Here is a 22379-nt window from a genome sequence, read left to right on the forward strand (position 1 = left end):
TCACACTATTTGATGGTGCCTTCTGCAATATGGGTTAAATAAGGTTAAACGTTTTACTCGGCAGGCTGGATTAGGTATAACTGTCTGACCACGCTAATTATTCCGGTTTTCGGATACGGCGGGCGGGAAGGGATCCCGTTTTATGGAATTTCAAATGAACGACAACAGCCGATGAATCATAAAAAAATCACCATTACAGATGTGGCGCAGCATGCCGGCGTTTCCGTTACCACGGTTTCGCTGGTGCTCAGCGGTAAGGGGCGTATTTCCCGGATAACAGCAGAACGGGTTAACCGTGCGGTTGATGAGCTGGGTTTTGTGCGCAACCGTCAGGCGAGTACGCTGCGCGGTGGCGAATCCGGCGTGGTCGGGCTGATTGTCCGCGATATTTGTGAACCGTTTTATGCCGAAATGACTGCCGGTCTCAGTGAGATGTTTGAAGCGCAGGGCAAAGTGTTGTTTCTGCTGCAAAGCGGCCCGTCCGGTAAAGGGCTGATGCGCTGTTTCGAGACTTTGCTGACCCACGGCGTAGATGGCATTGTGATCGCCGGTGGCGTAAATACCCTCGCCGGGCTGAAAGAAAAGGCCGAAGAATATGACGTCCCGCTGATCTGCGCGGCACGTTCCGGGGGGATCGAAGGGGTTGATGTTGTCCGACCCGATAATATGCTCGCAGCGAAAATGGCCACCGAATATCTGATCAAACATGGCCACAAACAAATTGCCTATCTCGGCGGTTTGAGCAATTCGTTAACCCGCGCCGAACGTCTCGGCGGTTTCTGCGCCACGCTGCTGCAATACGGCCTGCCATTTCGCAGCGAATGGATTATCGAGTGTGATTATCAGCATAAATGTGCCGCCGATGCTGCCGAAACTTTATTATCCCGCTACCCGAAAATCAGTGCAATTGTCTGCCATAAATCATCCGTCGCGCTGGGCGCCTATTTCGGCGTGCTGCGTACCGGTGCGCAAGTGGGTGGCGGGGCGGTAGACAGCTTCTTCCAGCAAAAAATTGCCCTGATTGGAATGGAAGATGCGCCGGAATCGGAACTGACGGAACCGCCGCTGACCTCCATTGCCAATTCCGCACGCGAAATCGGTTATGCGACAGCGAGGCGCTTACTGATGAGGATTGGGGGACAAAATCTGGAAGCGCAGAATATTATCCTGCCGCCAGCGCTGGTGGAGAGGGAATCGGCTTAGCGGGTGACTGAGCGCGCATCCTTAAGGAGGGCGGCGACCCAGGGTATTGACCTAAAGGTCCGCCGGGTCGCCAGGCCCTAAAATCACTCGACAGTTGAATACTTCACATAATGGTTGGAACAGTTGAAGTGAGCGACATAACCCAGGGTACCATTCGGGCCTTTTGCGCTGAACGGGATGTGGTAAGTCCCTTTGTCTTCTTTAACATCATCGCTGATGAAATTCAGTACCGGCACTGATGTGCCCATATTGTCTTTGTCGTTACCCCAGTTTGGAATGCGGTTTTCCATGTAATCACGGGTAACAGTATCGATGGCATTGTTCTTGCTGATATCGGCACAGGCGCCTTCTGTGGAGCGTTGCATCCACCACGGATAGACATACACTGAGCCCAGCATCAGCACCATCAAAACGAAAATGACCGAAACAATCCCGATTAATACGACTTTACTCATAATGCTTGTCACTCCTGAAAAATATCAGTCAAATCATTAGCTGCCCGGATAAACCCATCGCTAACGCCAGGCACGAAAGCGCGTATGTTACGCCACTTAGTTAGCACAGGTTAAGTAATATCAGCCTTTCTGTTGCATTCGCTTACAGAAGCCATGCCGCGGACAGAGGGCCGGGGTGGTAGCCTTTTTATACATACATTATTCACGTAAGGAGTCAGGTATGAGTCAGCAACAACCCACGGTCGCGGTACTGGGTCTGGGCGCAATGGGGCATGCGTTCGCCGCTAACCTGATCAAAAAAGGGTTCTCTACCCGTGTCTGGAACCGGACGGCTTCACGCGGTGATGATTTGGTGGAAGCCGGTGCTACACAAGGCCGTACACCACGCGAAACGGCTGAAGGCGCGGACGTGGTAATCACGATGTTGTCCGACGGCAAAACGTCACTTGAAGTCTGTCAGGGGGACAACGGTGTGCTCGCCGGTCTGAAACAGGGAGGGATTATTGCCCAGATGGGAACCCTCGGCGTTGAAGCGACAGACGCGCTGATTGCGCTGATTAAAGCGCAGCGTCCTGATGTCGTATTCTTTGATGCACCGGTTTCCGGCACCAAAGCCCCGGCCGAGCAGGCGCAAATTGTGGTGCTGGCCAGCGGTGATCGTGAAGCCGGTGCCGCCATTGAACCGGTATTCGCCGCTATCTCCAAAGCGACAAAATGGCTCGGTGAAGCCGGACGTGCCTCCAGAATGAAACTGGTGGTCAATGCCTGGCTGATTGCCATGATGGAAGGTATTGCAGAAACGACGCAGCTTGCACAAGCACTGGGATTCACCACTGACGATCTGTGGAATGTGCTGGAAGGTGGTCCGCTGGCAGCCCCCTATATCAGGGGCAAAATGGAGATGTTCAAAAGCGATGATTATACCCCGCAGATGCAACTGACCTGGGCGCTGAAAGACATCAATCTGGCACTGGAGGCTGGCAGTCATCTTGAACTGCCGGTCATGAAACGAATCAGTCAGACCTGGCAGGGCGCGGTCGATGCCGGTTATGGCGGGAAGGATCTGGCGGTGGTATATCGCTATCTCGGCACTAAACGTTAAGTCTTTAAAAACCTGCGAATAAATGCGTTGTCCGGTCCACGGAAGGGCCGGATATTTTTGCCTTTCGTTCATAACCCTGAAGTATAAACCAGACCATCTGGCTATTGGTCTGTTATCGGGCAACCGTGATAGCGTTGATGATTATTAACAACATCACTGCGGAGCGCGCGATGAGCCAGATATCTTCCCCTATCCCTCTGATCGATTTCAGCCAGTTTTCCACAACGCCCGGACAGAGGGAAGAATTCCTTGCACAACTGCGTTACGCCGCCCGTGAGATTGGTTTTTTCTACCTCAAAAATCATGGCGTTGATGCGCAGTTACTGAAGGATGTTCAGCGGGTTGCCCGGCAATTTTTTGCACTGCCTGAGGAAGACAAACTGGCTGTGGCGATGATTAATTCGTCACACTTTCGTGGCTATAACCGTGCTGCCTCGGAGATGACCCGCGGTCAGCCGGACTGGCGCGAACAGTTTGATCTCGGCGCGGAGCGGCCAAAACTACCGGTGACAGAAAGTACGCCTGCATGGGCAAGATTACAGGGGCCGAATCAGTGGCCGGAAGCATTGCCGGAATTGCGCCCGTTATTGCTACGCTGGCAAAGGGAAATGACGGCGATGTCGTTGCGTCTTTTGCGTGCTTTTGCGCTGGCACTGAAACTGCCGGAAGAGGCCTTTGATCCACTGTATGGTGAAAAACCGAATGAACATATCAAACTGATCCGTTATCCGGGGCGTACGCCGGGTGCCGGAAACCAGGGGGTCGGTGCACATAAGGATTCCGGATTCCTCAGTTTTCTGTTGCAGGATGAACAGCGCGGTTTACAGGTTGAGGTAGAAGCAGGGCAGTGGGTCAACGTGTTGCCTGTCCCTGATACGCTGGTGGTCAATATCGGCGAGTTGCTTGAACTTGCTACCCATGGTTATTTGCGTGCTACGGTACACCGGGTTGTATCACCCCCTGAAGGGGATGAGCGCCTGTCGCTGGCATTTTTCCTGGGGGCTCAGCTTGATGCTGTTGTGCCATTATTTCCTTTGCCAGCCGAACTGGCAAAGGAAGCGCGGGGAGAGGCAAGCGATCCTCTGAATCCGTTATTCCGCGATGTGGGTTTCAATTATCTGAAAGGGCGGTTGCGCTCACATCCTGATGTCGCGCAGCGCTATTATTCTGACCTGCTTGTGGCGAATATTACTGGCTGACAGGCGCCTGCGCAGTATCTACGCTGACCACGGTCGACATTCCCGGCCGAAGACGTTCACTTTGTTGGCCAGGTTCCAGTTCAATGCGCACGGCGATACGTTGTGAAATCTTGGTGAAGTTACCCGTCGCATTATCCGCTTTAAGGATGCTGAATTCTGAACCTGCCGCAGGGGAAATACGGGCCACATGCCCTTTAAATGCCTGATCATTCAAGGCATCGACAGTGAATACCGCCGGTGTGCCAACAGCCATACCCGCCAGCTGGCGCTCTTTGAAATTGGCGGTCACCCAGACCTGTTTCGGCGTAACAGAGGTCAGTTGTGTTCCGGCACTGACGTACTGCCCGAGCCGTGCGCTGACTTCGCCGAGTTGTCCGTCTGACGGAGCAACGATCTGCGTATGCTGCAGATTGATTTGTGCCACTTCGACTCTGGCCTGGGCCGCCTTCAACGCGGCTGCCAGTGAAGCTTTGTTGGCATCGACCAGCGCCAGATTCTGTCGGGCAATATTCACCGAAGCACGGGCTTTAGCCACATTAGCCTGCGCAGTCAGCAGCGCGGCGTGAAGCTCGTCGCCGGTGGTTTTAGAAACCAGTCCTTTCTCCAGTAAAGGTCCGTTACGTCCGGTATCAAGCAAGGCTTTGCTGTGCGCGGCCTGGGCACTTTGCAGTTCAGCTTCCGCGAGTTGCAGGTTGGCCGCACCTGAGGCGCGGTTCTGCTCAAAGTTTTGCAGCGTCACCTGAGCCTGCGCGGCAGCCGCTTCTGCCTGTAACAACTCCTGACGGTAGGTACTGTCATCAATCACAAACAGCACGTCGCCTTTTTTGACTGGCATGAAATCTTGCACATTGACGTCAGTGATATAACCCGATACCTGCGGGCTGAGCAGGGTCACATTGCCCCGGATATAGGCATTATCCGTCGATTCCACCTGTGAGTTGAACGGGAACAATTGCCAGCTGTACAACACGATCATGACCCCGATAATACCCAGACAAAGCACCACAATAATCGATGGATAACGAAAGATATTTTTCATCAGTTTTTCCGCTTTACTCTTTTTATTCGTCTATAGAAACAAGGCAATTACCCGACAGTCTGTTTCTTCATCAGGATCCGTCCGACAATAATGTGTACGACAAGGACGGCAAAGCAGCCCAGCGACATATAAAAAACCACCCTGAAAACATCGTTATAGGCCAGCAATCCGGCCTGTTGTGTCACTTTCTGGCTCAGCAGGGCCAGACCTTCGGCATTGAGTTGCGTGCCGTCGTTTAATACCGGTTTCAGTAAATGGCTGTACTGCGCAACCCGTTCACTGACCAGCGGATTTTGCAGGCTGATGTTTTCGACCAATACGCTGGAATGAAATTTCTCTCTCAGGATCTGTATCGTCCCGAGGAAGGCGCTGCCAACCTGTGCGCCGACATTCTGAGTAGAGAGAAACACCAGGATAAAACTGATGATCTGGCTTTGCCCAAACTGCAGGGCGCGGATAAACCCGAGCCAGAGAGCGGTCGGCAGAAATACCGCCCCGGCAAAGGCGATCATTCCTTGTGTCAGGTAAAATTGCTCCGGGCGGGTATCCACCGTGGAACCGGCGTCCGTCAATGAGGCAATCGCAATCAGGGCAATCGAAAACAGATGGATGTATACGATCCGGTTGGCTTTGTGAATGATACTGACTACCACCAGTCCGGCGAAGGTTGCGACCAGAATGACGCAAAACAGCGCCATCAGCTGATCGTTAAGCAATCCGACCAGATTCAGAAACCCGACCATGCCGGTCGTTTGTTCCGACAACAGCATGCGTACGAAGAGCATCGACCCGGTGAACAGCACCATTTCAGGCGTCATCAGCCAGCGCAAATCGATAATGGGATTCTTGCGTTTCAGTTCGACCATAAATGACAGCGTCAGCGCAATAATCCCGACCACCAGCACTTCACCAATCCAGTCTTTTTCCTGCCACCAGTAATAACGGCCCATTGTCAGCACCACCGACATACAAGCCACCGCGGTGGCAATGAGCGGATAACTTATCCAGTCTGTACGTTCAAACACTTTCACCCGTGGCGGATGGGTAAGCGGCAAAATCCAGATAATGGTAAGGCAGATAAGTGAAAGGCCGGATTCCAGCGTCGCCAGTTGGTGCCAGTTGGTGCCAGTGGCCAAGATCTAACAAATGCGGGGATATAATGCGCGAGACAGGCAAAGCCAGCTGACTGCCCGCCAGCCCGAAACACAATCCAGCCGTCAGTTTTTTAGCCGGCGGAAAGATCTCAAACATATAAAATAATGCCAGCGGTCCGAGCGACGCCATTGCAAAACCCATGACAGCCCGCACGGCCAGGGCGGTCTGGAAATCATGAGTGAATGTCTGTCCCAAAGACGCCACAGCAAAAAACAGCAGCCCGTATTCACCAAACCGACGAAAACCAAACTGGGTACGGATTTTGTACAGCAGGATCGTGCCGGTAACGCTGGTTGCCGTATAGGCTGCCACCAGCCAGTAACTTTCCACATTGGAAATGCCCAGCGAGCCCTGTATGCCCGGCAGGTTGGAGCTGACCAGATTGATCCCAAGCCCCTGCGTCAGCCCGATAATCAGTGATGCTGTGGCATAGACAACCATCCGCAGACGCGGATAGTGCAGCAACCAGGTACTGACCTGAACGGCAAAAGGGTGATGTTGTGACGGCGGAACCGGCGCGGGTTTATCAGGTTTTACTGGGAGTTCTTTCTGTGGTGATGCTTCCCGTGTTGATAATTCACCGGCGTCCTGCCGGACATCTGAATCAGAACGCGTCGTCATCGTTATGCCTCGTAAGTCATTACCCTGCGAGTTTGTAGCTTGCTACATAATGTAATAATTCATCTCAAGGGTGTCTACCCAATTATTCATATTGATGATATTTACAAATGAAAATAACGGATAACTAATCAATAACCCAAGTGATGATTACAGGCGGGAAAGGGCATCAAACAAGGAAAAAGCGCCCTTTAAAGCGCAGCGATATTGGCGGTAATACTGGCGAGAACACCCCGGGCGATATCCACATCTTTTGGCTCAATGCCTTCCATAACGCTGATCAGAATATCATCCGTCATGATACGCACCTGATTTGCCAGTTCGGTTCCAGTTTCCGTCAGTTTGATATCTTTTGAGCGACGATCGGTTTCTCCGGGACAGCGCTCCAGCAGGCCCAGCTCAGCCAGGCTGTCGAACAGGCGAATGGCAGTAGGGTGTTCCACTTCCAGCAATGCTGTCAGTTCTCCCTGAGGCAGGCGTCCGCTGGCGGCTTCCAGATGCAGTAAGACCTGTCCCCGGGCCAGCGTCAGACCGATTGTTTTAAAACGTGAATCGCAATAAGTTCGTAACTGGCGGCCGATATGAATGGTTTCAGGCAGGAAACGGATGGCTGGCGAGGTCGCTTCCGGGCGGCGGCGTAATAGGGTCACAGGAGATCCTCACTGTCTGGGCTTAAGCGTGTTTTTGAGGCGTCAGATTAGCACGATATGCAACATTTACCAGAAAAGGCAGGCTGCCATTAACATTTTGAGACAAGTGAAAGATTCATTAGCCTCGATAGCGGAGCCAAAAGTCCGACTCTCTTTTTTGCTATATTAGTTACAACATACAATGTGTTATTTTAATACCGGTGATAGTCTGTCAGTCATAAAAAAACACCGCCTGAAGGCGGTGTCTGTCATTTTTCAGGCAGAGAGAGAGGGTTATAAACCCCGTTTTTCCATTAACAACGCCAGATCAACCAGACGGTTTGAAAAGCCCCATTCGTTATCATACCAGGCCAGAATCTTCACCAGCTTACCCCCGATCACCAGTGTGGAAAGCCCGTCAATAATAGAGGAGCGGGGATCTCCCCGATAATCGCTCGACACCAGTGGCTCTTCGCTGTAACCAAGAATACCTTTCAGCGGACCGGATTCAGCCGCTTTGCGGAACGCGGCGTTAATTTCTTCAACTGTCGCTTCACGTTTCAGGTTAACCGTTAAGTCAACGATGGAGACCACAGGAACCGGAACACGCAGGGAATAACCGGTCATACGTCCGTCCAGTTCAGGGATCACTTTCCCGATCGCCTTCGCTGCGCCGCTGGAATACGGAACAATCGAAACCGCTGCCGCGCGTGCACCCCGTAAATCTTTTTCAGGCTGATCATGCAACGCCTGGCTGTTCGTATAGGCATGTGTGGTGTTCATCAGACCGTGTTCAATACCGAAAGTCTGATGCAAAACCTGAGCGGCAGGGGCCAGACCGTTAGTAGTACAGCTGCCGTTACTGACCACTTTATGTTTTGCCGGATCGTACTCGCCGTCATTGACACCCATCACGATAGTGATGTCATCATTTTTGGCCGGTGCGGAAATAATGACGCGTTTTGCTCCGCCTTGGGTGATATGAACTTCGGCTTTAGCTTTTTCAGTAAAGAAACCGGTCGCTTCAATAACGATATCCACACCCACCGTGCTCCATGGAATAGCCGCAGGATCACGTTCTGAAAAAACGCGCACCGCTTTACCATCCACCCGCAATTCGCCGTCACCAGCTTCAACATCCGCTTTTAACGTACCGGAGAGTGAGTCATATTTCAGAAGGTGAGCGAGGGTCTTACTGTCAGTAAGATCGTTAATTGCCACCACCTGGAAATCATTGCGTCCGAGAGCGGCGCGCAAAACATTCCGTCCAATTCTGCCGAAACCATTAATGCCTACTTTGACCATGATGAACTCCTTAGTTATCTGCTTTACAGTTAATCTAGTACGGAGATGATTTGGCGGAAATGACAATAAAAGATCAATTTACGCCAATATTTTGGAACAAAAGCGTTCTCTGTATTCTGTGGGCGTCAGTTGTAAATTACGTTCGAAAACGCGGCGCAGGTTAAGCCCGCCACCGAAGCCGGTTGCGAGAGCGATGCGCTCTATGTTTTGTGTCGTTTGTTCCAGAAGCTGTCGCGCGGCACTCAGCCGGACTTCCTCAACATATTTTGCCGGGGTTATACCTGTTTCGCGGGTGAACACGCGCGTAAAGTTTCGCGGGCTCATCGCAACACGTTCAGCAAGACTTTCAACCGACAAATCATCCGTGAGATGTTCAGGTAACCACGTCTGAAGTTTGCGGATAGGGCCATCACTGGCCTGATTCAAAAGGTAGCGGCTGAATTGCGACTGTCCACCCGGACGCCGGAGAAACATGACTAAATCCTGAGCAACACTTTTGGCGATGCTGAAACCATGATCTTCTTCGACCAGTGCAAGGGTGAGATCAAAGCCCGAACTGACGCCGCCTGACGTCCATACCGGCCCGTCCTGAACATACATCGGGCCACGCTCAACCGTTACCTGCGGGTATTGTGACTGCAGAGTATCGATCAGACGCCAGTGGGTGGTGGCATGACGGCCGTTGAGTAATCCTGCCTGGGCAAGCAATAATGCGCCGCCGCAGACAGACACTACGCGGCGGGCAGAAGGTGCAGCCTGTTGCAGCCAGCGGACAACGTCTGAACCTTCTGCTTCAGACAGACCTTTGCCGGTCACTAAGATAGTGTCACGGGGCAATGTCGGGTCAAGATCGCACAACCGGTGATCCGCAAGAAGGTTAAGCCCTGAGACGCCGTGGACTACACGGTGCGGTTGCGTGGTCGCCACCGTGACCTGATAGGGTGCGTTTTTTGCTTCAGGATGAGTATCGGGCAACAGGCGGTTTGCCTGCGTCAGGATGTCAGCAATACCTGCTGCTTCGAATAGCATGCCCCCGTCGGGGACGATAATCAGAAATGTGTTCATGGCATTAAAAATACAATGTGTATTAAATATGTCAAATCCACAAATGCTTTTATTGAGTCCCTGAGCAAGCGGATCAAGGCGAGAGCAGGGCAGACATACCGCATTTCGCACTTTTAGTACGGCTGAATCGCGGTAAAACTCTCATTAATACATGATCCTGAGCGACGATAACGGTATCTTATCAGCGCGGAGAATAACTCATTTCAATTCTGGAAGATTATGATTTCATCGTTTAAAAAAACCAGAAAATTCAGCACGTTGGTTATGCTGATCATTCTGGCTGGCTGTTCAAGTAAACCCCATTATAAAAAATACGACACCCATGCCTGGGATGATGAAATTGAAGATGCAGCGGATGAATATAAAGTCGACCGTAAACTTGTTAAAGCCATTATTGAGGTCGAATCCGGATTTAATCCCGGGGCGGTCAGTCCTTCCAATGCCATTGGTTTGATGCAACTAAAAGCTTCCACCAGCGGTTGTGACGCTTACCGGTATAAAGGGAAACGAGGTTGTCCTGACGATGATGATTTACGGGATCCTGAAACTAACATTGATTTAGGCACGGCCTATATCAGTGCATTGCAACGTCAGCAGCTTAACTGGATTAACGATCCGGTGACGCGCCGTTATGCTACAGAAGTTGCGTATGCCAACGGTGCGGGAGCGCTGCTTCGGACGTTTTCCAGCAATCGTCAGACTGCAATCCAGATGATTAATCAGCTGACGCCGGAAGCTTTTAACTGGCATGTCCGTCAGTATCATCCGGCACCGCAGGCACCCAGATATATGGCCAAAGTCGAAAAGGCCTATGCGGGTTTATAGCATTTGAGAGAGTGGCTGCATGAATTCTGCAGTAGTCTTGTGCGCAGAGTAACGCAGAATTCACGTAGCGCGATCAAACATCATAGATGTACACACCAGGCCGGATGGGCAGTCTGAAGAAAATAACAATCTGGCCGGTGATCGATGACAGTCTGGAAATGTTCACCGAAGCAGGTGAGGCCTGATAAAGGACAGACAGCTAATGGGTGCGTAGCTGGATATCTTATTTAACATAATATACATTATGCGTACTTTGATTATCCAGCTTATCTCGTCTACATTGAATTGTTCTTATTCCGTTAACGGGATTTCTTCCGGGAGGTTTCTGGTGATTATTGCTCAGGTGTCCGACATTCATGCTGCAGAAAATAATGATAATCTCTCACGTTTTGAGCATGCACTGGCGTGGATTGATCTCATTACGCCTGACGCTCTTGTGCTGAGCGGTGATTTGATTGATGACAACTGGTGTGACGGTTATGCCGCCATCGCCGCTCAACTGAATAAAAGATCTTACCCGTCATTCATATTGCCCGGTAATTCTGATGACCGCACCTCAATGAAATCCATTTTGAAATGTCCTTACTGGAACAATACCTGCGAAGATGGCGCGCTGCATTTTGTTCTTGAGAAAACTCAGCGCGGTGACATGGATCTGACACACTGGCTGAGCTGGTTTTTGCAAATGCTTGAATCTACTGTGGATACGGCAATTCAGCGCATTGACCAGACGCTGGATAAATCGCGTTTCTGGCAGATTTATCACGCCAGCAATCTGTCTGCGGAACAGATAAAAGTGCTTAACCGTTTGCTCGATGGCGGCGAAAAAGGTTTCGCTGAAGGCATAAACGCAAGCCAGTATCAGAAAGTAGCAAAAGTCAGTAAGGCCACCGCAACACGGCATCTGACCGAACTTGTCTCGCGTGGCTGCCTGGTTAAATCTGCCTCGGGCGGGCGCAGCACGCGTTATCATATCCACCGGATCTTCAATTCTTATAATGCAGGAAAGTTTATGAAAAACATCACTTTTTACGGTCGTTTTGAGGCTGATATTCTTGCCGGACGTAAAACGATCACCCTGCGTGAAGCCAGCGACGCGAATTTTGCAGCAGGGGATCAGGTTCGCGTCAGCCGTTATGAAGACGACGTATTTTTCTGCAATATTGAGATCATCGCGATTACTCCCGTACAGTTCGCCGATCTGAACGATCAGCACGCCATACAGGAAAACATGACGCTGGCAGAACTGAAACAAGTCATCAGTGAGATTTATCCGGGGCTAAACGAACTGTTTATGATTGAGTTTCGTCTTCTATAGTGACTCAGGGTGCGACGGGATCCCTTCCCTGCGCGCCCTTCTCTTCAACCATTAATCAGATTTCTTTCGCCACCTGTGCCCGTCGGAAACAATCCGGATGATGAGTATTAATCAGGCCTGTGGCTTCCAGCCAGGCGTAAACAATTGTCGGCCCGACGAATTTAAAGCCGCGTTTTTTTAAATCTTTCGAAATACGTTCTGACATCGCATTCCGGGTGGGTACCGGACCGCTATGCTGAATTGCTTTTCCGCCGATTTGTGACCAAATCCACTCACCGAAATCTTCTCCGGCTTGCTGCATGGCGAGATACGCACGGGCATTCCCGATCACTGCCGTAATTTTACTACGGGAGCGGATAATATCGGCGTTGTTCATCAGCCGTTCGATGTCTTCTTCGGTAAATCCGGCGACTTTTACGGGGTCAAATTGGCAAAAAGCCAGCCGCAGTGCATCACGTTTTTTCAGCACAATCCGCCAGGATAATCCTGCCTGAAAACCGTCCAGCATCAGTTTTTCCCACAGGGCCCGGCTGTCCCGCACCGGCTTGCCCCATTCATGATCGTGATAATCCATCATAAGTGGGTCATTCGTACCCCACGGGCAACGGATTAGGTCAGTCATCACGAACTCCTAAAATCAGAAAGTCATTTATTCTAGCGAGATTGATTTTTGTCATCATCTTTTTTTCGTATAACCATTATATTGCGCTTCTTTAAAACAAGGATGGAACCATGTTTAGTCGTTTAGGCCGTTTAGGCCGTTTAGGCCGTTTAGGCCGTTTAGGCCGTTTAGGACGGTTCCTCATTGAAAGCCGCAAGCACTGAGTTTCTGTCTGGGTAAATTGTTTTTATGCGATGTTTATGATTTCCGCAAAGTTCATGTGTGCACATTGAATAATCTTGCCTATACTGTATGTTGTAACTAACTGGAGGATTTATGGCAGATTATGATTTAATTGCCCGGATGAACGGTTGTTTTAACGAGCTGGAAATCGCATTGCACGATCTGGGGAATTTTCTGGGGAAACTGGAATTATTACAGGCCCGGGTTTTTGCGCTGCCGGAAGTCGTGAAAGGCGAAGAACATAATCCGGCGGACAAAATTACGGTCACGCCTCATACCGGTGAAGATGCACAGCAACTGGCATTACAACATTTTAAGCGGCTGTTTATTCATCATAATAACGAGAATATCAGCAGCAAATCCGCCGTCCGTTTACCGGGTGTATTGTGTTATGCCGTAGACACGGCTGAGCATCAGTCAGCCCTGCTGCTGATTGAAGAAGTGAATAAGCTGAAAGCTGAACTGGAACACATCGTGACCGTCGAATCCGGTCTCGCCCGTGAACAGCGGTTTGAGTTTGTGCATACCCACCTTCGCGGCCTGATTACGCTGAACGCTTATCGTTCGGTGACTTATCTCAATGATCCGGATTCGGTGCGCTTTGGTTGGGCGAATAAGCACATCATAAAAAATGTAACCCGCGAAGAAGTCCTGGCCCAGTTGGAAAAAAGCCTGAATGCCGGACGCGCAGTCTCTCCTTATACACGGGAACAATGGATGGAGAATATTAACCGAGAGATGATAGACGTGAAGCGCCTGCCCGAACATGCCGCGCTCAAATTTAAACGTCCGGTGAAAGTGCAGCCCATCGCCCGTGTGTGGTATCGCAACAACCAGAAACAGGTGCAACACCCCTGCCCGCTGCCGCTGATTGCATTGTGCCTGCGTTCGCCGATGATGCAGGTGCCCAAGTTAGGGGAATTGCATGACTACGATGTATCTTCCGTTAAGCATAAATATAAGCCGCAGTCGCAACCTCTGCACCTGCTGATCAAACGTCTGCATTTATATACGGATTTTCCGTTGTAAGCCGCCCGGAACGTAAAAAGGTCCGGTTTCCCGGACCTCATTTCCTTATTAAAAAGCGGTCTCCTAGACTTTCATGCTGCCGACCATGGCTTCAGGACGTACCCACTCGTCAAACTGTTCTTCGGTAAGATAACCGAGTTTTAATGCTGAGGCTTTGAGGGTCAGCCCCTCTTTATGGGCTTTCTTGGCGATTTCAGCCGCCTTGTCATAGCCGATATGTGTATTCAGCGCAGTAACCAGCATCAGCGATTCATTCAGCAACTGAGTAATGCGGTCACGGTTAGGCTCGATGCCGGCTGCACAGTGTTCGTTAAAGCCGCTCATGCCATCTGCCAGCAAACGGACAGATTGGAGGAAGTTATGGATAACCAGCGGGCGAAATACGTTCAGCTCAAAGTTACCGGATGCGCCACCAATATTGACGGCGACATCATTTCCCAGCACCTGTGCGCACAACATGGTCATGGCTTCACACTGTGTCGGATTCACTTTGCCCGGCATGATTGAACTGCCCGGTTCGTTTTCCGGGATCGCGATTTCACCAATCCCGCAGCGCGGGCCGGATGATAACCAGCGCACGTCGTTGGCAATTTTCATCAGCGAAGCGGCCAGCCCTTTCAGCGCACCGTGGCCATGAACCAGTGCATCGCAGGTCGCCAGTGCTTCAAATTTATTCGGGGACGTCACGAAGGGTTGTTGAGTCAGTTCTGCCAGCGCTTTTGCCACCCGCACGGCGTATTCGGGGTGGGTATTCAGGCCAGTACCGACGGCGGTTCCGCCCAGCGCCAGTTCAGCAATATGCGGTATGCTGTTTTCAATGTGCGTCAGGCTGTGTCCCAGCATAGCTACCCAGCCTGAAATTTCCTGGCCCAGTGTCAGCGGGGTGGCGTCCTGCAAATGCGTACGACCAATTTTCACAATATCACGATAGGCCGTCGCTTTATCAGACAGTGTCTTATGCAGCACTTTCAATTGCGGGATCAGGGTTTCGCGCAGTTCAATCACCGCCGCCACGTGCATAGCTGTCGGAAAAACATCGTTGGAGCTTTGGCTCTTATTCACATCATCGTTCGGATGAACTTTACGTTCTTCCCCGCGCACACCACCGAGAATTTCACTTGCCCGGTTAGCCAGTACTTCATTCATATTCATATTGGTCTGGGTGCCTGAACCCGTCTGCCAGATGGACAGCGGGAATTCGGCAGAATGCTTGTCCGCAAGCACTTCATCAGCGGCGGCAATAATGGCCTTTGCCCGCTCAGCAGGCAGTAATCCGAGGTCCATATTGACGCTGGCTGCCGCACGTTTCGTCAGTGCCAGCGCGTGAATCAGCGCCGCAGGCATTTTTTCAGAGGAAATACGAAAGTGCTCGAGGGAACGTTGCGTCTGTGCGCCCCAAAGTTTATCTGCCGGAACATCAATTGGCCCCATTGAGTCTTTTTCAATGCGAGTAGATGCCATTACTGTCTCCTTAGATATTTATTACGATGAAAAATCAGTTTTTCCGCAGGTTTTTGTTTGCCGCACGCGCTCCCACGCTTCCGTTGGCGGCCTGTTGATTATAGTGACATATAAGGCAGGCGTATAATTCGATTCGATCTCCAATCTGAAAATACATGCCAGCCGCACTTTTTGGGCCTTCGCAGTTGTAAAGCCCCCGTCGTCATTGTTTACTAGGCAGCAATATTTTCTATTCAGGATGAAGCAATGCAAAAGATGCATAACGGTGTGCAAAATTACGCCTGGGGCAGCAAAGACGCGCTGACCAAACTCTATGGAATTAAAGACTCAGAAGGCCGTCCGATGGCTGAACTGTGGATGGGGGCGCATCCGAAAAGTAGCTCTCAGGTTGAGAATTCCCGCGGTGAGTCTGTCTCCCTGCGCGAACAAATCACCGCCGATCTGACTGCCCAGTTGGGCGCAAAAGTGGCCAGGCGCTTTGGCGAATTACCTTTCCTGTTTAAAGTGCTTTGCGCTGATCAGCCTCTGTCGATTCAGGTTCACCCGAGCAAGAGTGCAGCCGAAATAGGTTACGCCAAAGAAAATGCGGCGGGTATTCCGCTGGATGCGGCCGAACGTAATTACAAAGATCCGAACCACAAACCTGAACTGGTCTATGCCCTTACGCCTTTCCAGGCCATGAACGGTTTCCGCGAGTTACGCGAAATGGTTTCACTCCTGCAACCCGTCGCCGGTGCGCATCCCTTAATTGCGACTTTCCTGACGTCTCCGGATGTGGATCACCTGCGCACCTTGTTCGCAGGTCTGCTGAGTCTGGAGGGTGAAGATAAATCCCGGGCACTGGACGTGCTGAAATCGGTTCTGGATGAGCAACACGGTGAGCCGTGGGATACCATCCGCAGCATTTCTGAATTTTATCCTGATGACAGCGGCCTGTTCTCCCCTCTGCTGCTCAACGTGATCACCCTGCAACCGGGGGAAGGCATGTTCCTGTATGCCGAAACGCCGCATGCTTATCTGAAAGGGGTCTCGCTGGAAGTGATGGCAAACTCAGATAATGTTCTGCGTGCCGGCCTGACGCCGAAATACATTGATATTCCTGAGCTGCTGGCGAACCTGAAATTCAACGCTAAACCCGCGTCGGAATTGCTGACCACGCCGGTTGTCAAGGGGGCGGAACTCAACTTCCCGATCCCGGTCGAAGATTTCGCGTTTTCGATCCATAGCCTGGCGGCTGAACCACAAACACTGGAGCAGGACAGCGCCGCGATCATCTTTTGTATTGAAGGTCAGAGTGTTCTGTTAAAGAACAATCAAACTCTGGTGCTCAATCCGGGTGAGTCGTGTTTCCTGTCAGCCACAGAGTCACCGGTAACTGTCAGCGGTAACGGCCGCATAGCACGTGTGTTCAATACACTCGCTAAATGAACAGTAGATCAAACAAAATGGGGCTAACCGCCCCATTTTGGTGATTTATTTGCTGATTCAGCTACACTCTGTAGACTAATAACGCCGTAAGGCGTTTTTTATTTTCGGGATATTTCATAAGGATAAACAGAGATATGAAGAAGTCGTTAGTCGCTGTAAGCGTCATTGTAGTCCTTGGCGCGGCCTGGACAGGCGTCTCGTGGTATACAGGCAAACTGATCGAACAACATATGGATGAACAGATTGCGGCGGCCAACGGCCAGTTGCAAAGTGCTTATCCAAAAGCCGGGCTGAAAGTCAGCTATCAGGATTACCAGCGCGGTCTGTTCAGCAGCAAGATGCGTATTGTGCTGCAACCGGATCCTGCTGCCGCAACTGCGGGCACCAGCGTACTGAAAACCGGTGACGAAATTGCCTTTATCGAAACTATCGATCATGGCCCTTTCCCTGCCGCTCAGCTGAAAAAATTCAACCTGATCCCAAGCATGGCTTCCGTTCATTCAGAGCTGCAAAACACGCCAACGGTGAAAGGCCTGTTTGATGTGACTAAAGGCAAGTCTCTGGTCACGATTGACACCCGTATTTCCTACAGCGGTGCGAGTTCTTCGGCGGCTGACATCATTCCGGTAACCTATCAGAAAGATGAAAGCCAGCTGGCCTTCTCCGGTGGCAAAATTAATGTTGATGTGGACAAAGATCTTACGGCCATGAAACTGGACGCCAGCACCGACAGCGTCGCCCTGACCTCTAAAAATCAGTGGGGTCAGCTTGAAAAAGTGACCCTGGCCGGTTTCAGCATGGACAGTGATACGAAACAAGGTAAGTTCCAGGTCGGTGTAGGTGATCAGAATCTGACCGTGAAACACATCCTGGTGAATGTTGACGGCAAAGATGCGGGTTCACTCGACAATTTCAAACTGGTGAGCAAATTCTCTGAAAACGGCAATAACATCGCCGGCCAGCAGGATTACACCATCGATGCACTGAAAATTCAGGGGGCTGATTTCGGTTCAGCCAAACTGACACTGAAATTGGACAAGCTGGATGGCGCTGCGATGAAACAATTCGCAGACAACTACAATCAGCAATCCCGCGCACTTCTGATGCAACAGGGCCAGATTGATCCGGCTGTTTATCAGCAACAGGCCGCCGATTTACTGCTGGCTAACCTGCCTCTGCTGCTCAAAGGTAATCCGAGCATCAGCATTGCACCGCTGAGCTGGAAAAACAGCAAAGGCGAAAGCAGCTTCAACCTCCAACTGGATCTGAAAGATCCGGCCGCAACCCCGGCACCCGCTCAGGATCAGATGTTATCTCAGATGGTGAATAAGGTAGATGCTAAACTGACAATTCCTCTGCCGATGGCGACGCAGGTGACCACACAGGTGGCTCAGCTGGAAGGTTACAATGCAGACGACGCCGCTAAACTGGCGCAACAGCAGGTGCAGGGTCTGGCCGCGATGGGTCAGATGTTCAAACTGACCACGGTGAAAGATGACACAATTTCCAGCACCTTCCATTACGCTGACAATCAGGTTGACCTGAATGGCCAGAAAATGACGTTGCAGGAATTCGCAGGTCTGTTCGGGATCCTGGGCGGGCCGGCAGCGCCAGCACCAACCCCTGAACAGGAAGCACCGGTAGCCCCGACGCCAGCGCCGGTACCGGCTCAGTAATCCTCTTTACTCCTCTCCGGCTAAGGGGAGGAGTAAAACCTCCTTACCTAAGGATTTTTCAGGCGTGACCACTCCTACCGATCTCCTTCGTCTGCAAGACGTTTCTTTTACGCTTAACCATATACCGCTGCTCGAACCTGTTTCCCTCACCCTGAATCCGGGGGAATTTACCTTACTGACCGGTCCTTCGGGGAGCGGGAAAAGTACGTTGCTGAAGATTATTGCCTCATTGCAAAATCCGACCGGCGGAGAACTTTATTTCAAAGGCGAAAACGTTACGCAGATTAAACCTGAAATGTATCGCCAGCGCGTGTCCTACTGCTTCCAGACGCCGTCGCTGTTTGGCGAAACGGTTTACGATAACCTCGCCCTGCCTTATCAGATCCGCAATAAAAAGCCGGATGACACTCAGCTTCGCAGCTGGCTGCAACGGGTCAACTTATCCGCAGATATGCTGACCAAACGCACGCAGGAACTTTCGGGGGGGGAAAAGCAACGAGTCGCGTTGCTGCGCAATCTGCAATTTATGCCGGATATATTATTGCTGGATGAAATCACCAGCGCGCTGGATGAAGAGAATAAAATCAATATCAACGACATTATTGCCGGGCTGGTTGAGAAAGAGCAGATCGCCGTATTGTGGGTAAGCCATGATCTCAACGAAATCCGCCACGCCAAAAACGTCATTACCCTGTCCCGTCATTTACCAGGAAGCGCGGCGCATGAATCAGCATAATATTACCAACCAGTCTCTGGCTCTCGCGCTGATCCTGGTTGTCGTCGCCCTGCTCGTCAGCAAGAAAGAAAAACTCGGGCTGGAAAAAGACATTATCTGGAGTGTCGCCCGCGCTATCGTACAGCTGATCATCGTCGGCTACGTGTTAAAATACATTTTTGATATTAATAACAGCCTGTTAACCGTACTGATGGTGCTGTTTATCTGCGTAAATGCGGCCCTGAATGCCAAAAAACGCAGCCGCAATATTGATAACGGATTCATCATTTCGTTTATCGCCATTACAACAGGTACCGCGCTGACATTAACGATTCTGATCCTGAGCGGTTCGATTGAATTCCTGCCTATGCAGGTGATTCCGATTTCGGGGATGATTGCCGGAAATGCTATGGTGGCAGTCGGGCTGTGTTACAGCAACCTTAACCAGCGTTTTCTCGATAATCAGCAAAAAATCCTCGAGATGCTCAGCCTCGGTGCACCGGTAAAAATGGCTTCCGGCCGGATTATTCGCGACAGCATTCGTGCCGCCATGATCCCGACCGTGGATGCGGCAAAAACCGTCGGAATAGTCAGCCTGCCGGGCATGATGTCAGGGTTGATTTTTGCGGGTATCGACCCGGTGAAAGCCATTAAATATCAGATTATGGTGACGTTTATGCTGCTGGCGACCGCGAGTTTATCAACGATCATTGCCGGCTATCTTGCCTACAAACGTTTCTACAATAACCGTGCGCAGCTACGCGATTTGAGATCATCGTAACCTGTGCCGCTGCCCGCTGAAAAAACGGCGGGCAGACTTTTTCAGGTTTTATAAATCAGACAGCACCTGACGCAGATTGACCTCTCCGGCGGCCTCGTCACTCAGATCCAACACCCCTTCCAGATCATCCAGATGCTCCTGCATAATGACTGCCGCCTGCGCATTATCACCTGCTTCGAGCGCATCAATAATCGCATGATGTTCATCACACTGACACGACGGCACTTCATTACGCTGATACAGCGCGACGATCAGCGAGCTGCGCACCATCAGATTGGACAAAATTTCACTCAGCACATCGTTGCCAGACACTTCCCCGAGCATGAGATGAAATTCACTCAGCTCACGCACAATGGCGCGCCGGTCTTCGGATTGCACAGCTTCGCGTTCGCCGCGTAAATGGCTGTTGATGCGGTGACGGTGGCGGCGGATCACTTCCGGGCCAATGCATTCAACAATCGCCCGTTCGATAGCACGACGGGCGATAAATACTTCACGCGCTTCTTTTGCGGTCGGCTGCGACACCATGGCACCACGGTTAGGTTCAATGGTCACAATGCGTTGCATCGCCAGACGCTGTAACGCCACCTGAACGTGGTTACGGTTAGCGCCGAGCGCGTCAACAAGCTGTGATTCCACCAGACGGGTGCCGGGACGCAGACGTTGCTGCGCGATGGCTTTAGACAGAACATCGACAATGCGCTGAACTTCCAGCTGCTTGGCGGTTGTAGTTGGATTACTCATGGATTGCTAAATGGCCTCTCTCTGGCTGTTTCCGTGCAACCTACCACCCTCTGCCCACGTTCGTCATTAGTAAATGACGTTCAGTTCTAAATCATGTAACAAATCTCAACAAATAGCACATAACATTCATTGCAATTATCATTCCCGCACACATTCACAATCTCCCTGTTATGGGCTTGCGTATCCTTAAAAACTCTCACACTACACAGACAAATGTTCAGAACCGGTAAGTACGTACGTCAACCTGGTGAACACAGGACGATAATGAAACACATACTTTTGAAACACTTAATCAATTTTATCTTATTAGCACTGGGAGCCGTTTGTACCGCGCTGGTGATCTGGCTGGACGTGGCCGTCTTTAACGACGGGGTGCAGGAAATATCCGCCACTGAATTCCTGCAGGAAGTGATCCTTCTGACCATCAGTGCATTGTTTTTCTTACAGGCCAAAAAACATCCGGCATTGCGCGCGGGCATGATCCTGATTGGCGGATTTTTCAGTTGCATGCTGATCCGTGAGCTGGATGCGCTCTTTGATCTTATTCACTATGGATCATGGGTGTATTTTGCCAGCCTGTTCGCCGTCTATTGTATCGCCTGGGCCTGCATCTCACCCAAAACCAGCCTGCGCGGATTGTCGGCTTTTCTGGCTCATCCGGCCTGTCACTATATGGTTTGTGGTCTGGTACTGATCCTGGTGTTCTCGCGGGTGTTTGGAATGAACATAATCTGGAGAACGGTAATGCAGGGCGAATATGTGCGGACAGTGAAAAATATTGTCGAAGAAGGCACTGAACTGATGGGATATCTGTTGTGTCTGGGTTCTGCCCTGGCCTTCTGGCAGCGCAGTGAGCCCCTGAAAACCCTGTAAAATCCGGCCTGCTGCAAGTGGGTGCAGCAGGCTTTTTTCCAGGCTGATGAAAGACAGATAATGAGGGTGATATGTATTACTGATGCAGTATTGAGTGGCCAGCGTTGAACAATGAGCGCTGCTTTTTTCGAATATCTCAGCGCTTTCGCAAGGTTTATTTAAACAATACCAATGCAGACCTCATAATTAAAACGTATAGCCCAGGCCAACACGAAAACGACTTTGCCGTTCATCACTGTTACTGCGAACTGAAACATTACCCACTTCTACAAAAGGTGACCATGCACCGATAATATAAGCGGTTCTGAAATTGTATTCATAGTTGTACTTGCTGTTATTATAAAGGTCATATTTATCGGCTTTTTTATAAATACCTTCAAGCGTCCAGTCAAAGTTATTCCATTTATATCCCGCCCAGACATCCATACGATTTACCGTATCGTCTTCACGGGAGTCGGAAGAGCGCCGCGTGTACTCAAACCGATAACGTGCACCCAGCCACCATGCATCATTAATCGTCCAGGTCGTACGTAAATAGGGTTTGTAGGTGGAATAGCCACTGCCAGTTTCCAGTACGAATCCTGGCTGCCAGGCAACAGGCCCCTTGCTGAACTGGTAATTAACGGTATATTCGTTGCCCTGCACTTCAAGATCGTTAAACGCTTTGTTAGTGTCATCTCCACCGGATTTTGAAATGGCTTCAACAGCAAAACCAAAACCATTACTAAACCGGTTAGAGATATAGACACGATCATAGTTGGCTTTACTGTCATCAAGATATTCATGACGTACATCCATATAGACTGCATGCGCATTGGTAACGGCCAGAGAGAATGAGAGTAAAAGGTATTTTTTCATGTTAAACCCGTTTTTAAATAATTAACTGCAAAAGGAATCAAAGGCTGAACATGAATT

Annotated in this window: 22 protein-coding genes and 2 pseudogenes; 13 read left to right on the top strand and 11 right to left on the bottom strand. The window is 50.7% G+C overall.

Going from position 1 to position 22379, the window contains the following annotated elements; all coding sequences use genetic code 11:
- Positions 1-171: 171 nt before the first annotated feature.
- Complete coding sequence (malI, locus tag ETV65_RS01660; protein WP_129951269.1) at positions 172-1203, top strand: Mal regulon transcriptional regulator MalI; 1032 nt, start codon at positions 172-174, stop codon at positions 1201-1203.
- An 83-nt stretch (positions 1204-1286) separates the two neighbouring features.
- On the opposite strand, the gene ETV65_RS01665 is transcribed toward malI, so the two are convergent.
- A complete protein-coding gene (locus tag ETV65_RS01665; protein ID WP_129951270.1) occupies positions 1287-1658 on the bottom strand; it encodes a protein YebF in 372 nt (123 codons plus the stop codon).
- 193 nt (positions 1659-1851) lie between these two features.
- On the opposite strand from ETV65_RS01665, the gene ETV65_RS01670 reads away from it, so the two are divergent.
- Both ETV65_RS01670 and ETV65_RS01675 read left to right on the top strand, forming a co-directional pair.
- Positions 1852-2760: an NAD(P)-dependent oxidoreductase gene (locus tag ETV65_RS01670; RefSeq protein ID WP_276320330.1), complete on the top strand. Its 909-nt coding sequence runs from the start codon at positions 1852-1854 to the stop codon at positions 2758-2760.
- A gap of 137 nt (positions 2761-2897) precedes the next feature.
- Positions 2898-3959 (top strand): isopenicillin N synthase family oxygenase, encoded by a 1062-nt coding sequence (locus tag ETV65_RS01675; RefSeq protein WP_205951548.1) that lies wholly within the window; start codon positions 2898-2900, stop codon positions 3957-3959.
- Here ETV65_RS01675 and ETV65_RS01680 read toward each other — a convergent pair.
- The 6 genes from ETV65_RS01680 to ETV65_RS01705 all read right to left on the bottom strand — a co-directional run bounded on the left by ETV65_RS01680 (position 3949) and on the right by ETV65_RS01705 (position 9770).
- Complete coding sequence (locus tag ETV65_RS01680; RefSeq protein ID WP_129951273.1) at positions 3949-4998, bottom strand: HlyD family secretion protein; 1050 nt, start codon at positions 4996-4998, stop codon at positions 3949-3951. The two genes, ETV65_RS01675 and ETV65_RS01680, sit on opposite strands and share 11 nt — an antisense overlap.
- A gap of 47 nt (positions 4999-5045) precedes the next feature.
- Positions 5046-6134: a hypothetical protein gene (locus ETV65_RS01685; protein WP_165383682.1), complete on the bottom strand. Its 1089-nt coding sequence runs from the start codon at positions 6132-6134 to the stop codon at positions 5046-5048.
- Positions 6016-6774, bottom strand: a complete 759-nt coding sequence (locus tag ETV65_RS01690) for an MFS transporter (protein ID WP_129951275.1) — start codon at positions 6772-6774, stop codon at positions 6016-6018. Before ETV65_RS01690 ends, ETV65_RS01685 begins: the two co-directional genes overlap by 119 nt.
- 188 nt (positions 6775-6962) lie before the next feature.
- Positions 6963-7421 (bottom strand): MarR family transcriptional regulator, encoded by a 459-nt coding sequence (locus ETV65_RS01695; protein WP_129951276.1) that lies wholly within the window; start codon positions 7419-7421, stop codon positions 6963-6965.
- A gap of 273 nt (positions 7422-7694) precedes the next feature.
- The gene (gene gap, locus ETV65_RS01700) at positions 7695-8705 is read right to left on the bottom strand and encodes a type I glyceraldehyde-3-phosphate dehydrogenase (RefSeq protein ID WP_129951277.1); all 1011 of its coding nucleotides are present in this window, start codon (positions 8703-8705) and stop codon (positions 7695-7697) included.
- Between the two features lie 78 nt (positions 8706-8783).
- Positions 8784-9770 (bottom strand): helix-turn-helix domain-containing protein, encoded by a 987-nt coding sequence (locus ETV65_RS01705; RefSeq protein ID WP_129951278.1) that lies wholly within the window; start codon positions 9768-9770, stop codon positions 8784-8786.
- Positions 9771-9989: 219 nt separating this feature from the next.
- Here ETV65_RS01705 and ETV65_RS01710 point away from each other — a divergent pair, with 219 nt between their 5' ends.
- The 4 genes and pseudogenes from ETV65_RS01710 (at position 9990) to yqfB (ending at position 11913) form a co-directional block, all read left to right on the top strand.
- Positions 9990-10595 (top strand): transglycosylase SLT domain-containing protein, encoded by a 606-nt coding sequence (locus tag ETV65_RS01710; protein WP_129951279.1) that lies wholly within the window; start codon positions 9990-9992, stop codon positions 10593-10595.
- Positions 10596-10839: 244 nt separating this feature from the next.
- Positions 10840-11154: pseudogene (locus ETV65_RS01715) on the top strand (metallophosphoesterase); the annotation flags it as partial.
- 51 nt (positions 11155-11205) lie between these two features.
- Positions 11206-11565 (top strand): annotated as a pseudogene (locus ETV65_RS25085) (DUF4172 domain-containing protein); the annotation flags it as partial.
- Between the two features lie 42 nt (positions 11566-11607).
- Entirely contained in the window at positions 11608-11913 is a 306-nt protein-coding gene (gene yqfB / locus ETV65_RS01720) for a N(4)-acetylcytidine aminohydrolase (protein WP_129952112.1), read from the top strand.
- Between the two features lie 55 nt (positions 11914-11968).
- On the opposite strand, the gene ETV65_RS01725 is transcribed toward yqfB, so the two are convergent.
- Positions 11969-12535, bottom strand: a complete 567-nt coding sequence (locus ETV65_RS01725; protein WP_129951280.1) for a DNA-3-methyladenine glycosylase I — start codon at positions 12533-12535, stop codon at positions 11969-11971.
- Between the two features lie 315 nt (positions 12536-12850).
- Between ETV65_RS01725 and tus the strand changes: the two genes are divergently transcribed.
- Complete coding sequence (gene tus, locus ETV65_RS01730; RefSeq protein WP_129951281.1) at positions 12851-13786, top strand: DNA replication terminus site-binding protein; 936 nt, start codon at positions 12851-12853, stop codon at positions 13784-13786.
- A 63-nt stretch (positions 13787-13849) separates the two neighbouring features.
- On the opposite strand, the gene fumC is transcribed toward tus, so the two are convergent.
- Positions 13850-15247, bottom strand: a complete 1398-nt coding sequence (gene fumC / locus ETV65_RS01735) for a class II fumarate hydratase (RefSeq protein ID WP_129951282.1) — start codon at positions 15245-15247, stop codon at positions 13850-13852.
- Positions 15248-15493: 246 nt separating this feature from the next.
- Between fumC and manA the strand changes: the two genes are divergently transcribed.
- The 4 genes from manA to fetB all read left to right on the top strand — a co-directional run bounded on the left by manA (position 15494) and on the right by fetB (position 19847).
- Positions 15494-16675, top strand: coding sequence for a mannose-6-phosphate isomerase (manA, locus tag ETV65_RS01740; protein ID WP_129951283.1), 1182 nt, complete (start codon positions 15494-15496; stop codon positions 16673-16675).
- Positions 16676-16809: 134 nt separating this feature from the next.
- Positions 16810-18351, top strand: coding sequence for a YdgA family protein (locus tag ETV65_RS01745; RefSeq protein WP_129951284.1), 1542 nt, complete (start codon positions 16810-16812; stop codon positions 18349-18351).
- Positions 18352-18415: 64 nt separating this feature from the next.
- Positions 18416-19087 (top strand): iron ABC transporter ATP-binding protein FetA, encoded by a 672-nt coding sequence (gene fetA, locus ETV65_RS01750; RefSeq protein ID WP_129951285.1) that lies wholly within the window; start codon positions 18416-18418, stop codon positions 19085-19087.
- On the top strand, positions 19074-19847 hold the full coding sequence (fetB, locus tag ETV65_RS01755) for an iron export ABC transporter permease subunit FetB (protein ID WP_129951286.1): 774 nt from the start codon (positions 19074-19076) through the stop codon (positions 19845-19847). Before fetA ends, fetB begins: the two co-directional genes overlap by 14 nt.
- A gap of 48 nt (positions 19848-19895) precedes the next feature.
- On the opposite strand, the gene ETV65_RS01760 is transcribed toward fetB, so the two are convergent.
- Entirely contained in the window at positions 19896-20591 is a 696-nt protein-coding gene (locus ETV65_RS01760; RefSeq protein ID WP_129951287.1) for a GntR family transcriptional regulator, read from the bottom strand.
- A 264-nt stretch (positions 20592-20855) separates the two neighbouring features.
- On the opposite strand from ETV65_RS01760, the gene ETV65_RS01765 reads away from it, so the two are divergent.
- Positions 20856-21464 carry a hypothetical protein gene (locus tag ETV65_RS01765; protein WP_129951288.1) on the top strand — a complete coding sequence of 203 codons (609 nt, stop codon included), beginning with the start codon at positions 20856-20858 and terminating at the stop codon, positions 21462-21464.
- 186 nt (positions 21465-21650) lie between these two features.
- Here the strand turns inward: ETV65_RS01765 and ETV65_RS01770 are convergent, their stop codons facing one another.
- Positions 21651-22322, bottom strand: coding sequence for an oligogalacturonate-specific porin KdgM family protein (locus tag ETV65_RS01770; protein WP_129951289.1), 672 nt, complete (start codon positions 22320-22322; stop codon positions 21651-21653).
- Between the last annotated feature and the right edge of the window lie 57 nt (positions 22323-22379).

It is taken from the genome of Rahnella sp. RFA10(1/100) (assembly GCF_004195115.1).
Taxonomy (GTDB): Bacteria; Pseudomonadota; Gammaproteobacteria; order Enterobacterales; family Enterobacteriaceae; genus Rahnella; species Rahnella perminowiae.